The sequence below is a fragment of the Raineyella sp. genome, assembly GCF_034933565.1.
Lineage (GTDB): Bacteria > Actinomycetota > Actinomycetes > Propionibacteriales > Propionibacteriaceae > Raineyella.
Genome location: NZ_JAYFNG010000041.1, coordinates 1 through 14,467, shown reverse-complemented (window position 1 = coordinate 14,467; position 14,467 = coordinate 1). Strand labels below are relative to the sequence as shown.

At 72.6% G+C, this 14,467-nt stretch carries 10 protein-coding genes; all 10 read left to right on the top strand.

Annotated elements, in window-relative coordinates; genetic code table 11:
* Nucleotides 1-2,246, top strand: a 2,246-nt coding sequence (locus tag VB059_RS11810; RefSeq protein ID WP_416339555.1) for a penicillin-binding transpeptidase domain-containing protein, incomplete at its 5' end; no start/stop codon positions are given.
* Between the two features lie 157 nt (nucleotides 2,247-2,403).
* A complete protein-coding gene (locus VB059_RS11805; protein WP_416339556.1) occupies nucleotides 2,404-3,930 on the top strand; it encodes a UDP-N-acetylmuramoyl-L-alanyl-D-glutamate--2,6-diaminopimelate ligase in 1,527 nt (508 codons plus the stop codon).
* 1 nt (nucleotide 3,931) lies between these two features.
* On the top strand, nucleotides 3,932-5,497 hold the full coding sequence (locus VB059_RS11800; protein ID WP_323422223.1) for a UDP-N-acetylmuramoyl-tripeptide--D-alanyl-D-alanine ligase: 1,566 nt from the start codon (nucleotides 3,932-3,934) through the stop codon (nucleotides 5,495-5,497).
* Nucleotides 5,494-6,588, top strand: coding sequence for a phospho-N-acetylmuramoyl-pentapeptide-transferase (gene mraY, locus VB059_RS11795; protein ID WP_323422222.1), 1,095 nt, complete (start codon nucleotides 5,494-5,496; stop codon nucleotides 6,586-6,588). Before VB059_RS11800 ends, mraY begins: the two co-directional genes overlap by 4 nt.
* Nucleotides 6,585-8,042, top strand: a complete 1,458-nt coding sequence (gene murD / locus VB059_RS11790) for a UDP-N-acetylmuramoyl-L-alanine--D-glutamate ligase (protein ID WP_416339554.1) — start codon at nucleotides 6,585-6,587, stop codon at nucleotides 8,040-8,042. The genes mraY and murD overlap by 4 nt, the downstream gene beginning before the upstream one ends.
* A gap of 53 nt (nucleotides 8,043-8,095) precedes the next feature.
* On the top strand, nucleotides 8,096-9,442 hold the full coding sequence (gene ftsW, locus VB059_RS11785; protein ID WP_323422221.1) for a putative lipid II flippase FtsW: 1,347 nt from the start codon (nucleotides 8,096-8,098) through the stop codon (nucleotides 9,440-9,442).
* Nucleotides 9,439-10,533 carry an undecaprenyldiphospho-muramoylpentapeptide beta-N-acetylglucosaminyltransferase gene (gene murG, locus VB059_RS11780; protein WP_323422220.1) on the top strand — a complete coding sequence of 365 codons (1,095 nt, stop codon included), beginning with the start codon at nucleotides 9,439-9,441 and terminating at the stop codon, nucleotides 10,531-10,533. The genes ftsW and murG overlap by 4 nt, the downstream gene beginning before the upstream one ends.
* Complete coding sequence (murC, locus tag VB059_RS11775) at nucleotides 10,530-11,939, top strand: UDP-N-acetylmuramate--L-alanine ligase (protein WP_323422219.1); 1,410 nt, start codon at nucleotides 10,530-10,532, stop codon at nucleotides 11,937-11,939. Before murG ends, murC begins: the two co-directional genes overlap by 4 nt.
* A complete protein-coding gene (locus VB059_RS11770) occupies nucleotides 11,939-12,811 on the top strand; it encodes a cell division protein FtsQ/DivIB (RefSeq protein ID WP_323422218.1) in 873 nt (290 codons plus the stop codon). The genes murC and VB059_RS11770 overlap by 1 nt, the downstream gene beginning before the upstream one ends.
* Before the next feature lie 256 nt (nucleotides 12,812-13,067).
* Entirely contained in the window at nucleotides 13,068-14,282 is a 1,215-nt protein-coding gene (ftsZ, locus tag VB059_RS11765) for a cell division protein FtsZ (RefSeq protein ID WP_323422217.1), read from the top strand.
* Nucleotides 14,283-14,467: the final 185 nt, after the last annotated feature.

The following is a 14,467-nucleotide window of genomic DNA, read 5'->3' as shown; positions in this document are numbered from 1 at the left end:
CGCAGTCCGGGTCGCGCTCTGCCGCGCAGTCCGGGTCGCGCTCTGCCGCGCAGTCCGGGTCGCGCTCTGCCGCGCAGTCCGGGTCGCGCTCTGCCGCGCAGTCCGGGTCGCGCGCTGCGGCGAACCGCGGCCGTGCGTCCGGGGCCTCCCGCGCCGGGGCGTCGCGCTCCGGGGGCTCCCGGACGGGCAGCGCCGCCGATCGCCGTCCGGCGGACGGACACCGGACGACCCACCGGCGCGCCGGAAACGAGCAGACGGTCCGCCACGAGGCCCACCAGCAGGGCGTCGACCGGCGTCGGGCCGGCGCGCGGCAGGACGACCGGCGCCGCACCGACGGTCAACCTGGCGACCGGCGCCGCACCGACCGACAGGGCGCCGATCACCACCGTGCCGATCACCACCGCGCCCCGGGGAATCGACCGGGACAGCGCGATCGCGATCGGGCCGGCACCCGGCGCTTCTCGCTGGGCGAGCTGCTGCACAAGCCTCTCGGCCGCGGCCGGACGCCGGCCAGGATCAAGGGCCTGGTCATCCTGATCGTCTGCGCCACCCTGTTCTCCGCCGCCCGCCTGGTCCAGATCCAGGGGCTCGACCCGCAGGCGTACGCCGCGCAGGCCGCCAGCCTGGCGAAGCGCAATCAGGCCCTGCCGGCCATCCGTGGCACGATCACCGACCGCAACGGCCAGGTGCTGGCCGAGTCGAGCCCGGCGGTCGACATCACCGCCGACCCGACGGCCACCACCGCCCACGCCGACACCATCGCCGCGATCCTCGCCAAGCACCTCGGCGGGACCGCCACCGACTACCTCGAGCCGCTCACCCGGCCCAACACCCGCTACGCGATGATCAAGCGGCAGGTGCCGGCCCACACGTACGACCTGATCCGGGCCGACCTGGCCGCCGCCGGCGACAAGAAGCAGTACGTCGGCGGGATCTGGACCTCGACGAACTCGATCCGCACCTATCCCGGTGGCTCGGTGGCCGCCAACGTCGTGGGCGTCCTCAAGCAGGACGACGACGGCGTCTATCGCAAGGGCGCCTACGGGTTCGAGTACGCCCAGGACGGGTCGCTGGCGGGCAAGGACGGGGTGGCCGTCTACCAGAGCTCCCCGGCGGGCACGAAGATCCCGCTCGGCACCAACGAGATCACGCCGGCACAGGACGGCACCAGCTACCAGCTCACCCTCGACTCGGAGCTGCAGTGGACCGCCGAGCAGTCGCTGAAGAAGGTGGTGGACTCCAGCAAGGCGAATTTCGGGTACGCGATCGTGATGAACATCAGGACCGGTGAGATCCTCGCGATGGCCAACTACCCGTCGTTCGACGCCTCGGACCTGAAGAACGCCAAGGCCCAGAACATGACCAACCGGGCGATCAGCGACTCGCTGGAGCCCGGGTCGGTGGAGAAGGTGCTCACCTTCGCCGCGCTGGCCGACGGCGGCTGGATCACCCCGGACACCCAGGTGTACGTCCCGCCGTCGCTCAAGTCGGCCGACCTGACCATCACCGACTCCGAGTCCCACGGCGACGAGCGGCTCACCGCGACCGGCGTGCTGGCGCAGTCGTCCAACATCGGCACGGTCCAGATGGCCCGGCAGATGCCGAAGGAGGACCTGGTCAACCACCTGAAGAGCTTCGGGCTGGGCCAGCGGACCGGGGTCGAGCTGCCCGGCGAGGCGTCCGGCTGGGCCCCGAAGACGACGCTGCCGGACTACTCCCGCGACCAGGTCGCCTTCGGCCAGGGTCTGTCGGTGACCGGTCTGCAGCTCGCCTCCGCGGTCGCGGGCATCCTCAACGGCGGCGTCTACAACACCCCGACGATCGTGAAGTCGGCCACCGGCGCCGACGGCAGGCCGGTCGCCGTCGACCGCCCGCAGCCGCGCCGGGTGATCAGCGAACAGGCCTCCCGGATGGTCACCCAGATGATGGAGGCGGTCACCGGCCCCGGCGGCACCGGGTCGGGGATGGCCCTGTCCGGCTACCGCTCGGTCGGCAAGACCGCCACCGCCCAGCGCTACGACGAGAAGTCCGGCAAGTACGTCGGCTACACCGCCGGCTACATCGGCGCCGCCCCCGCCGAGGACCCGCAGATCCTCACCTACGTCGTGGTGGACAACCCGGTCAACGGGCACTACGGATCCACCGTCGCCGGCCCCGCGTTCAAGGAGATCATGCAGTACGCGCTGCCGCGCTACGGCGTCCTGCCGTCGGCCACCAAGGCGCCCGTCGCCAAGCTCGACTGGTGAGCGACGTGATCGGCAAGCACATCCCGGCCACCCCTGCCGCCCACTGGTCGGATCGCCTCCGCCGCCCCCGGATGGGTACGGTCTGACTGTGCCGTTCTCGACCGGACCGCTGCGTCCCCGCTCCACCCGACCCACCGCGCTGGCCGCGCTCTGCGCGCTGGCCGACGGTCTCGGCCACCCGGCCACCCTGCACGGCGCCGACCCGGACGTCGCCATCAGCGGGATGACCCTCGACTCCCGTCAGGTCCGCCCCGGCGACGCGTACGTGGCCCTGGCCGGCACCCGTACCCACGGCATCCGATTCGCCGCCTCGGCACTGGACCGAGGCGCCCTGGCGGTGCTCACCGACCCGGCCGGAGCGGCCGACCCGGCGGCCGCAGGACTGCCGGTCGTCGTTGTCGACCGGCCCCGGACCGTGATGGCCCACTGGGCCGCCGAGGTCTACGGCCGGCCGGCCGACCGGCTGGCGATGTACGGCATCACCGGCACCAACGGCAAGACCACCACCGCCGTCCTGCTGGCCGCCGGCCTGGCCGCCGCAGGACACACCGCCGGCACCATCGGCACCCTGGGCTTCCGGGTCGGGGACCTCTCCCTGGACGCCTCCCGGACCACCATCACCACCCCCGAGTCGGTCGACCTGCACGGCCTGCTCGCGATGATGTGCGAGGCCGGTGCCGAGGCGGTGGCGATGGAGGTCTCCTCCCACGCCATGGTCTTCGAACGGGTCGAGGCCGTGCCGTTCGCCGTCGCCGCGTTCACCAACCTGGGCCGCGACCACCTCGACTTCCACGCCACGATGGAGGACTACTTCCGGGCCAAGGCGAGCCTCTTCCGCCCCGAGCACACCCGCACCGCCGTGATCAGCATCGACGACGAGTGGGGCGCCCGGTTGGCCCGGGAGTCCCGCGGACGGCTCGAGAAGGTCTGGACGACCAGCTTCGCCGACCCCGCCGCCGACTGGTACGCCCACCGCGTGGTGACTCTGCCCACCGGCGGGTCGCGGGTCGAGGTCCGTACGCCCACCGGTCCGCTGGAGATCGAGGTCGGCCTGCCCGGCCTGTTCAATGCCCGCAACGCCGTCACCTGCGCCGCCCTGCTGGCGATGACCGGGGTCGACGTGGCCGCCGCGCTGCCCGGCCTCGCCACCGCCCAGGTCCCCGGCCGCATGCAGACGGTCGACCTCGGGGCCGGTGCGCCGCTCGCCGTGGTCGACTTCGCCCACACCCCCCAGGCGGTCTCCTCCGCCCTCGAGGCGCTCGACGAACGCTCGACCGGCCGGCTCATCGCCGTCCTCGGCTGCGGCGGCGACCGGGACCATGAGAAACGTGGGCCGATGGGGGCGGCGGCCGCCACCTGGGCCGACATCGTCGTCGTCACCGACGACAACCCCCGCTCCGAGGACCCCACCGCGATCCGCGCCGCCGTCCTGGCCGGCGCCACCGAGGCACTCCGCTCCGGGACCGTCGGGGCGGCCCGTCCGGGCCACGCCGACGTGGTCGAGGTCCTCGACGGCGGCGAGCGGGCCGACGCCATCACCACCGCACTGCGGCTCGCCGGGCCCGACGACACCGTCGCCGTGCTCGGCAAGGGCCACGAACAGGGCCAGATCGTCGGGGAACGCGTCATCCCGTTCGACGATGTCGAGGCCATCCGTACCGCCTGGCGCTCCTTGGAGGACTGACGTGCAACCCTGCGCCCTGACCGAGATCGCCACCGCGATCGGTGCCCGGATCGTGCCACCCGACGGGGCGGCACCGGGCGCCGTCGAGGGGATCCTCGTCGGTCCGGACGTGGTCATCGACTCCCGGAAGGCGACCCCCGGGGCGCTCTTCGTCGCCTTCCCCGGCGAGCAGGTCGACGGCCACGACTACGTCGCCCGGGCCGCGCTCGCCGGCGCGGTCGCCGCCGTCACCCTCCGGCCGGTCGAGGATGCCGGGGTGCCCTGTCTGGTCGTCGACGACCCGCAGCGCGCCCTCGCCGCGCTGGCCCGCCACGTCGTCGACACCAGCCCCGACCTGGCGGTGGTCGGCGTCACCGGCTCCTCCGGCAAGACCTCCACCAAGGATCTGATCGCCCAGGTGTTGCGGACCGCCGGCCCGACGGTCGCCCCGCTCGGCTCGTTCAACAACGAGATCGGTGCCCCGCTCACCGCGACCGGGTGCGACGACGCCACCCGCTTCCTCGTCACCGAGATGGGTGCCCGGGGCCTCGGCCACGTCGCCTACCTGTGCTCGATCACCCCGCCCACCGTCGCCGTCGTCCTCAACGTCGGGCACGCCCACCTCGGCGAGTTCGGCTCCCAGGACGTGACCGCGCAGGCCAAGGGTGAACTCGTCGAGGCGCTCGACCAGGACGGCTGGGCGGTCCTCAACGGGGACGACCCGCGGGTCACCGCGATGGCCGCCCGCACCCGCGGTCACGTCGCCCGGTTCGCCGTCGGTGCCCGGCCCGCGGACGGCGGGGAGCTCCAGGTGTGGGCGACCGACGTCGCGGCCGACGAGCTGGACCGGCACCGCTACACGCTGCACATCGAGGACCGTACGGACCGGGCCCGCCGCGCGGCGGGGGAGGGCGAGGTCGTCACCGCGACCGTCCCGGTCACCCTGCGCCAGCTCGGCGCCCACCAGGTGCCGAACTCCCTGGCCGCCGCCACGGTGGCGTACGCCCTCGGCCTGGCCGCCGAACAGATCGCCGACGCCCTCTGCGCGGCCGATGCGCTGTCGCGCTGGCGGATGGAGCTGCACGAACGCCCCGACGGTGCGGTCATCCTCAACGACAGCTACAACGCCAACCCCGACTCGATGGCCAGCGGCCTGCGTACCCTCGCCCGGCTGGGCGACGCCCGACGCACCCGCGACCCCCGGGCCCGCACCTGGGCGCTGATCGGCGACATGCTCGAGCTTGGCGCCGACGCGGCGGAGGAACATCGCCGGATCGGTGCCCTCGCCGCGCGGCTCGGCATCACCGACCTGGTGGCCGTCGGCGAGTACGCCGACGACATCGTCGCCGGGGCACGGGCGGAGAGCGCTGGGATCAGGGCGTCCGTGGCACCTGATAAGTTCGCCCTGACCATGGCCGCGACGCCTCTCGGGGCTGCGGACGTGGTCCTGGTGAAGGCCTCCCGCGGCCTGGCCCTGGAGACCGTGGCGGACGAGCTCGCGGCCGGTGGAGCCACGGCGTGGTCCGATCGCGCCGCCGCCGGTGGAGCCACGGCGAAGGATGCTGACGAGACTGGAGGCGCACATTGACGACCATCCTGCTGGCGGGTGCCATGGCCCTGGTGGGCACGTTGCTGGGGACCAGGGCGGCCATCGGTGTCCTGGTGAAGAAGGGCTACGGCCAGTTCATCCGTGATGACGGGCCGACCTCCCACCACACCAAGCGCGGCACCCCGACGATGGGTGGCATCGTGATCATCATCGCGGTCGTCCTCGCCTACTTCCTCGCCCACCTGGTCACCTGGAAGCCCCCGTCGGTCAGTGCCCTGCTGGTGCTGTTCCTCTTCGTCGGCACCGGCCTGGTCGGCTTCCTCGACGACTGGATCAAGATCTCCAACAAGCGTTCGCTGGGTCTCACCCCGTGGCAGAAGCTGGCCGGCCAGACCGCCGTGGCCCTGGTGTTCGGCATCCTCGCCTTCAACTTCCCCGATGAGCGCGGGGTCACCCCCGCCTCGCCGTTCGTGTCCTTCCTGCGCGACATCCCCTGGCTCAGCCTGCCGCTGTGGCTGGCGGCCATCTGGTTCCTGCTGTTGATCCTCGGCACCTCCAACGCGGTCAACCTCACCGACGGGCTCGACGGGCTGGCCGCCGGGGCCTCGACGATGGTCTTCGCCGCGTACGCGCTGATCAACCTGTGGCAGTACAACAAGTCCTGTGCCTGGGGCGGCGCCGCGTCGGCGACCTGCTACAACGTCCGCAACCCGCACGACCTGGCGGTGGTGGCGGTCGCCCTCGCCGGTGCCTGTTTCGGCTTCCTGTGGTGGAACGCCAAGCCGGCGAAGATCTTCATGGGCGACTCCGGGTCGCTGTCGCTCGGCGGCGCTCTCGCCGGGCTGGCGATCTGCAGCCGCACCGAGCTGCTGCTGGTCATCCTCGGCGGACTGTTCGTGATCATCACCCTGTCGGTGATGATCCAGACGAGCTGGTTCAAGTTCACCCGGTGGCGGACCGGCACCGGTCGGCGGGTCTTCAAGATGGCCCCGCTGCAACACCACTTCGAGATGATCGGATGGTCGGAAGTGACCATCGTGATCCGCTTCTGGATCATCGCCGGATGCTTCGTCGCCCTCGGCATCGGTATCTTCTACGGTGAATGGGTGACGGGATTGGGACTCCAGTGAACCGCGTACGGCCCGACTGGATCGGCACCGCCGACCGTTTCTCCCCGTGGCCGCAGGCCCGGGTCGTGGTGGCCGGCCTGGGCACCTCCGGCTTCGCCGCCGCCGACGCCCTGCTGGAGTTCGGCGCCCGGGTCATCGTCCTCGACGAGTCCGACCACCAGCAGATCGCCGAGCGCGCCCAGATCCTCGAGGTCCTCGGCGCCGAGGTCCGGCTCGGACCCGGCGCCACCGCCACCCTGCCCGAGGACGTCGACCTCGTCGTCACCTCCCCCGGCTGGAAGCCGAGCACCCCGCTGCTGGCCCGAGCGGCGCTGCGCGGGGTGCCGATCTACGGCGAGGTGGAGCTCGCCTGGCGACTCCAGGACCCGGAGCACGCCCCGGCCTGGCTGGCCGTCACCGGCACCAACGGCAAGACGACCACCACCCAGATGCTCGAGTCGATGCTGCAGGCCGCCGGCCTGCGCGCCGTCGCCTGCGGCAACATCGGCAAGCCGGTGATGGAGACCGTGCTCGACCCCGAGCCGTACGACGCCCTCGCCGTCGAACTGTCCAGCTTCCAGCTGCACTGGTCGAACAGCCTGGCGATGCACTCGGCGGCCGTCCTCAACGTCGAACAGGACCACCTCGAGTGGTACCCGTCGATGGCCGAGTACGCCGCCGACAAGGCCCGTATCTACGCCCGGGTCACCCACTCCTGCGTGTACAACGTCGCCGACCCCGAGACCGAACGGATGGTCGAGGAGGCCGAGGTCACCGAGGGGGCGCGTGCGATCGGCTTCACCCTCGGCATCCCGGGCCCGTCCATGCTCGGCGTCGTCGACGATCTGCTGGTCGACCGGGCCTTCGTGGAGCAGCGGCGCACCTCGGCCCTCGAGCTCGCCTCACTGTCCGACGTGCAGCCGTACGCCCCGCACAACGTGGCCAACGCCCTGGCGGCCGCTGCGCTGGCCCGTTCGTACGGCGTCCCGGCCCCGGCGGTCCGCGACGGGCTGCGCCGCCTGCACCTGGGCGGACACCGGATCCAGACCGTCGCCGAGGTCGGAGGCGTGCGCTACGTCGACGACTCCAAGGCGACCAACCCGCACGCCGCCCACGCCTCCCTGATGGCCTTCGACCCGGTGGTCTGGATCGCCGGCGGCCAGGCCAAGGGCACCGAGTTTGACGACCTGGTCACCGGCGTCGCCGGCCGGCTCCGGGGCGTGGTGCTGCTCGGGGTCGACCGGGAGGTGATCGCCGGGGCGCTGCGCCGACACGCCCCCGACGTCCCGGTCGAAGTCTTCGACTCGACGGACACTGGGGTCATGGCCCAGGTCGTGGCCGCCGCCGCGCGGATGGCCCGACCCGGGGACACGGTCCTGTTGGCTCCGGGGTGCGCCAGCAGGGACATGTGGCCGGACTACGCGGCCCGCGGCGACGACTTCGCCCGCGAGGCGCGGGGACTGGGCCGGGCCTGACCGCTCGTCGGGCCGTCACGAACGGCGACAGCCACGACGGGAGGAAATGGGGCATGGCCCTGGACACGCGCAGCCTGACCGACGACACCCGGGGCTGGATGGCGGACACCACGGCCACGGTCCGCGGGTGGCTGGATCATCCGCGGGCCAGTCAGGTACTGCTGCTCACCTCCGTGTCGCTGCTGCTCTTCCTCGGCTCGATGATGGTGCTGTCGGCGTCCAGCGTGCTGTCGTACACACGCTACGACGGCAACTCGTACATGATCTTCCTGCGCCAGGCGGCCTTCATCGTCGTCGGCGTGGTGCTCGCCGCGATCGTCTCGGTGGTGCCCCCCGAGCCGGTCCGTCGCGTCTCGATGGTGCTCCTGCTGGCCAGCTTCGTCGGGCTGCTGCTCACCTTCACCTCCTTCGGGATGACCGTGAACGGCAACCGCAACTGGCTGGCGATCGGCCCGGTGCAGGGGCAACCGTCCGAGTTCGCCAAACTCGCCATCGTGTGGTGGGGTGCCCAGGTGCTGGCCGACCACGACCGCGAGCTCGACCAGCTGCGCCGGCTGCTGCCGTACCTCCTCGTCTCGGGGATGCTGATCGCGCTCACCACACTGCAGGGTGACCTGGGCTCGTCGGTCGTGATGGCGGCCATCATCGCCACCGTGCTGTGGGTCGCCGGGGTGCCGCTGAAGATCTTCGTCGGCATGGCCGGCCTGGGGGCGGTGATCGTCGGCATCCTGATCGCCGTCACCCCGTATCGGGTGATGCGGCTGGTCGCCTTCCTGCGCCCCGAGCCGGGCATCACCGACGCCAACTACCAGGCGATGATGGGGACGTACGCGCTGGCCTCCGGCGGCTGGTGGGGGCACGGTCTGGGGGGCAGCGTCCAGAAGTGGGGTGGTCTGCCCGAGGCCCACACCGACTACATCCTCGCGGTGATCGGTGAGGAGCTGGGACTCTTCGGCACGCTGGCGGTCGTCGCCCTGTTCGCGCTGCTCGGCTGGGCCGGCGTACGGATCATGCGCCGCTCGGTCCGCCCGTACACCCGCTATCTCGCCGCCGGGGCCACCGGCTGGATCCTCTTCCAGGCCTTCGTCAACATCGCCGTGGTGCTGCGCACCTGGCCGGTGATGGGCGTGCCGCTGCCGTTCATCTCGGCCGGCGGGTCGGCGGTGGTGGCTACGCTGATGGCGGTGGGACTGCTGATGGCGTGCGCCCGCGCCGAGCCGGGGGCGATCGCGGAACGGGAGCGGTGGGCCCGGGCCCGGGTCCACCAGCACAACATCGGTCGGGTCAGTGCGGTGGTGGACGGCCGCGGCACTGTCGACGGGGTCCCGGGACACACCGGGACCCGTGGGGGAACGACGCCCGGGGGGCGCCGTCAGAAGGGAACGGGAAGAACCAGATGACCAATGTCGTGCTCGCCGGGGGCGGCACCGCCGGCCACACCTCGCCGCTGATCGCCACCGCCCACCGGCTCCGCGAACGCGAGCCCGGGGTGGGGCTGGTGGCCATCGGCACCCCCAAGGGGCTCGAGTCCCGGGTGGTGCCGGCGGCCGGTCTCGATCTCGAGCTCATCGACCCGGTCCCGCTCCCGCGCCGGCTCACCGTCGATCTCGCCAAGATCCCGTACCGACTGCGGCGCGCCGTCAACCAGGCCCGGCACATCCTGAAGAACCACGCCGCCGATGTCGTGGTCGGCTTCGGCGGCTACGTGTCGATGCCCGCCTACCTGGCGGCCCGGGAGCTGCGGGTGCCGATCGTCGTCCATGAGCAGAACGCCATCCCCGGGCTGGCCAACAAGGTCGCCAGCCGGCTGACCGACCGGGTCGCCGTCACCTTTCCCGGCACCCCGCTGCGCCACGCGCGGGTGATCGGCATGCCGTTGCGCGCCGAGATCACCGGGCTGGACCGTGACGCGGTCGCGCCGGGCGCGCGGGTCGAGTTCGGGCTCGAGGAGGGGTTGCCGACCGTGCTGGTCAGCGGTGGCTCCCAGGGCGCCCGCAGCATCAACACCGCCATCGCTGCCGCCTACCCCGAGCTGATCGCCCGCGGCATCCAGGTGCTGCACGTCCTCGGCCCGAAGAACTTCCGGGAGGGCATGACCCCCGTCGTCGACGAGGCGACCGGGGCGTCGTACCGTCCGGTCGCCTATGTCGACGCGATGGAGAAGGCGTACGCCGTGGCCGACCTGATGGTCGGTCGGTCCGGTGCCGGCACCGTGATGGAGACGATCGCCGTCGGGCTGCCCTCGGTGCTCGTGCCGCTGCCGCACGGCAACGGCGAACAGGCCCGCAACGCCGATGCCCTGGTCGCCGCCGGCGGTGCTCTGCGGCTGCCCGATGCCCGGTGCACCGGTGACGCCCTGGTCGAGATCGTCGCGCCGCTCGTCACCGACCCCGACCGGCTCTCCCGGATGCGGTCCGCGGGCCGGGGGATGCTGCCCGGCAACGCCGCCGACCTGCTCTGCGACATGATCCTCGAGGCGGCCCACCGATGAGCCTGGTGACCCCGGTCGAGCTGGTCGACCCCCGCGAGGTCGGACCGGTCCACTTCATCGCGGTCGGCGGGGCCGGGATGTCCGGCATCGCCGCCCTCTACGCCGACCTCGGGCTGGCGGTCTCCGGCTCGGACCGGGCCGACTCGGCCAATCTCACGATGCTGCGCGGCCACGGCGTGTGGACCTACGTCGGCCACGACGCCCGCCAGCTCGGCGACGCCCGCACCGTGGTCGTCTCCTCCGCCGTCCGGGAGGACAACCCCGAGCTGGCCGAGGCCCGCCACCGCGGGCTGCGGGTGTGGCACCGCAGTGCGGCGCTCGCCGCGCTGATGCTGGGCCGCCCGGGCATCGCCGTCGGCGGGACGCACGGCAAGACCACCACCTCCGCGATGATCGCCCACGTGCTGGTCCGGGTCGGGACCGACGGCGGCTACGTCGTCGGCGCCCCCCTCGCGACGGGGGAGAGCGCCCGGCTCGGGGCCCCGGGCAGCCCGTTCGTGGTCGAGGCGGATGAGTCGGACGGCTCGTTCCTGCAGTACCCGGCCCGGATCTGTGTGGTGACCAACGTCGAGGCCGACCATCTGGACAACTGGGGCACCCCCGAGGCGTACGCCGACGGGTTCGTCCGGTTCGCCGCCGGCGCCGGTGTGCTGGCGGTGGTGAACGTCGACGGGCCCGGTGGCGTCGCCCTCACCACCGCCCTGGCCGCCCGCCCGCACGTCACGTACGGCACCGCCGAGGCGGCCGACGTCCGGATCACCGACGTCAGCCATGACGCGACCGGCGTGCGTGGCACGGTCCGGCTGCCCACCAGGCAGGTCCCGGTGTCGCTCGGCGTCCCCGGGCTGCACAACCTCACCAACGCCGCGGCCGCGCTGGTCGCCGTCTCCGCCCTGGGGATCGATCCGGACGCCGCGGCGGCCGCGCTGGCGGACTTCCGGGGGGCCCATCGCCGGTTCGAACCGGTCGGTGAGGCCGCCGGGGTGCGGGTGGTGGACGACTATGCCCATCACCCCACCGAGATCGACGCCGTGCTGGCGGCGGCCCGGGATGCTGTCGGACCGGGCCGGGTCGTGGCCTGCTTCCAGCCGCACCTCTACTCCCGCACCCGCGACTTCGCCCCGGCCTTCGGGCGGGCGCTGGCGGCCGCCGACGAGGTCGTGCTGATGGACATCTACGGGGCTCGCGAAGAGCCGATGCCCGGGGTGACCACCGCGCTGATCGGTGACGTGACCGCGACCGTGCTCGGTGCCGACCGGGTGCATGCCGTCCACTCGCACCGCGCGGCGGCCGAGACCCTCGCCGCGCTCGCCCGGCCCGGCGACATCGTGCTCACCATCGGGGCCGGTGACGTCACCACCGTCGGCCCGCAGGTCGTCGACGCCCTGGCGGGTACGAGCCACTGATGGCCCGGCGTCCCAGGCCGGACCGTGCCCCCCGGCCGGACCACGACCACCCGGACCGGGTCGATGGCTCCGACCGAGCCGACCACCCGGAGCGAGCCGACCACCCGGAGCGAGCCGGGCGGGGCGGGCGTGCCCCCCGTGGGGACCGGCGGGAGGGGGTCGCCGACCTGACCGGGCCGATCCGGCTGCGTCGGGAACAGGCCGTCCGCCGCCAACGCCGCCGCCTGCTGGTCGCCCTGGTGGTCAGCGTGCTGGTCGCGGCGGCGGTCTGGGTGGTGGCCCTGTCACCGGTGTTCGCGACCCGGACCGTCGTCGTCCGGGGCACCTCGCTGCTCACCGCCGACCAGGTGACCACTGCCGCGGCCGTGCCGAGCGGGGTCCCGCTGGTCCGACAGGACACCGCGGCGATCGCCGCCCGGGTCCGGACCCTGGCCCCGGTGCGCGATGTCGCCGTCAGCCGGTCCTGGCCGGACACCATCGCCCTGCAGATCACCGAACGCACCCCGGTCGTCGTCTTCCCGGTGAACGGGACGTACCTGCTGGTCGACGCGGAAGGACAGGCGTACGCCCAGGTGGCGGCCGCGCCCGCGGACGTCCTGCAGGCGGGCGGGCGGGCCGACGACAGTGCGGTCACCTCCGCCGTCGGGCGCACGATGGCGACCCTGCCGGCCTCCGTCCGCAGCCAGGTGCGGGACGTACGTGCCGATTCGCCCGCGGCGGTCACGCTGGAGCTCGACAAGGGGCGTACGGTCGTCTGGGGTGGTCCCGAGGACCCGCAGCTGAAGGGACAGGTCCTCGACGTACTGCTCAAGCAGGTCGGTGGGGCGAAGGTGTACGACGTCTCCGCCCCGGCGTTCCCGACGACCCGGTGACCGGTCGGCTCGGGTCAGCGGTCCCACAACGGAAGACATGCCTAGAGTTGAGGTTGAGACTCTCGGCGCGTCGCGGGGGGCTTGTGGACTTTGCCGTCGCGATCCTCCTAGCCTGAACAGCAGCCCTGGGGCGGCAGCCTGCCCCAGTGTTCGGACAGGTGAACGGTGTTCGGTACCCCGGCCTCCGGCGGTGTCGGGCCTTCCCTCACCGGGAACCTGTGCGAGTCCGAATATCCTGAAGCGAGGCGGGAACCCCGTGGCGAGTGCATCCCAGAACTACTTGGCCGTGATCAAGGTCGTCGGTGTCGGCGGCGGCGGCGTCAATGCCGTCAACCGCATGATGGAGGCCGGGCTCCAGGGTGTCGAGTTCATCGCGATCAACACGGACGCCCAGGCCCTGCTGATGAGCGACGCCGATGTCAAGCTCGACATCGGTCGTGAACTGACCCGCGGCCTCGGCGCCGGGGCCGATCCCGACAAGGGCCGGCAGGCCGCCGAGGACCACGCCGACGAGATCGAGGAGGCGCTGAAGGGCGCCGACATGGTGTTCGTCACGGCAGGGGAGGGCGGTGGCACCGGCACGGGCGGTGCGCCCGTCGTGGCCCGCGTGGCCCGCGCCCTGGGGGCCCTGACCATCGGCGTGGTGACCAAGCCGTTCAAGTTCGAGGGCAAGCGGCGCAGCCGCCAGGCCGACGACGGCATCGCCACGCTGCGTGAAGAGGTCGACACCCTCATCACCATCCCGAACGACAAGCTGCTCGACATGACCGACCAGCAGGTCGCCATCCTCGATGCCTTCCGCCAGGCCGACACCGTTCTCTACCAGGGCGTTTCGGGCATCACCAACCTGATCACCACCCCGGGCCTGATCAACCTCGACTTCGCCGATGTCAAGTCCGTGATGGCGAACGCCGGCTCCGCGCTGATGGGCATCGGCATGGCACGCGGCGAGGACCGGGCCCGGATCGCCGCCGAGATGGCCATCTCCTCCCCGCTGCTGGAGGCCAGTGTCGATGGTGCCCATGGGGTGCTGCTGTCGATCGCCGGCGGCTCCGATCTGGGTCTGTTCGAGGTCTCGGCCGCCGCGGACCTGATCGAGCAGGCCGCCGCCGACGACGCCAACATCATCTTCGGCACGATCATCGACGACTCGCTGGGCGACGAGGTCCGGGTCACCGTCATCGCCGCCGGGTTCGACGGGGGAGAGCCCCCGAAGCGCGAACAGGGCGTCACCCGCCGGACGGCCGAGGCCGCCCGCCCGCAGCCGGCGCCCGCGGCGGCGCCGGCCAACGGGTGGGGCCCCGGCGCTCCGGCGAACCCGGCGCAGGCCCCGTCGGCCCAGGCCGGGACCCAGCCGGCACCTGCCTCGAGCGCGTCGTCGCCCAGTGAGGTGCGCAACGGTTTCGGTCCCTCGCCCAGCAAGCCCCAGAACGATCTGGCCGACATCGACCTGCCCGACTTCCTCGGCTGATCCCGCGCGGTGTGGGATCTCCTCAAGCGTCCCGACGTCGCTCCGGCGCGCGGGGTCGGCATCGGCTTCACCGATCGTGACGGCGGCGTCACGCCAGCGGCGGGCTCGCTGAGCTTCGGGGCCCTCGACGGCGGCGCCGCGGCGCGGGCCGAGAACCTCCGCCGGATCCGGGGGGGGGGGGGGGG

Excerpts from the sequence above, each read along its gene's own strand:
- murC (WP_323422219.1), top strand. The coding sequence starts at position 10,530 with ATGAGCCTGGTGACCCCGGTCGAGCTGGTCGACCCCCGCGAGGTCGGA.
- murG (WP_323422220.1), top strand. The coding sequence starts at position 9,439 with ATGACCAATGTCGTGCTCGCCGGGGGCGGCACCGCCGGCCACACCTCG.
- VB059_RS11770 (WP_323422218.1), top strand. The coding sequence starts at position 11,939 with ATGGCCCGGCGTCCCAGGCCGGACCGTGCCCCCCGGCCGGACCACGAC.
- ftsW (WP_323422221.1), top strand. The coding sequence starts at position 8,096 with ATGGCCCTGGACACGCGCAGCCTGACCGACGACACCCGGGGCTGGATG.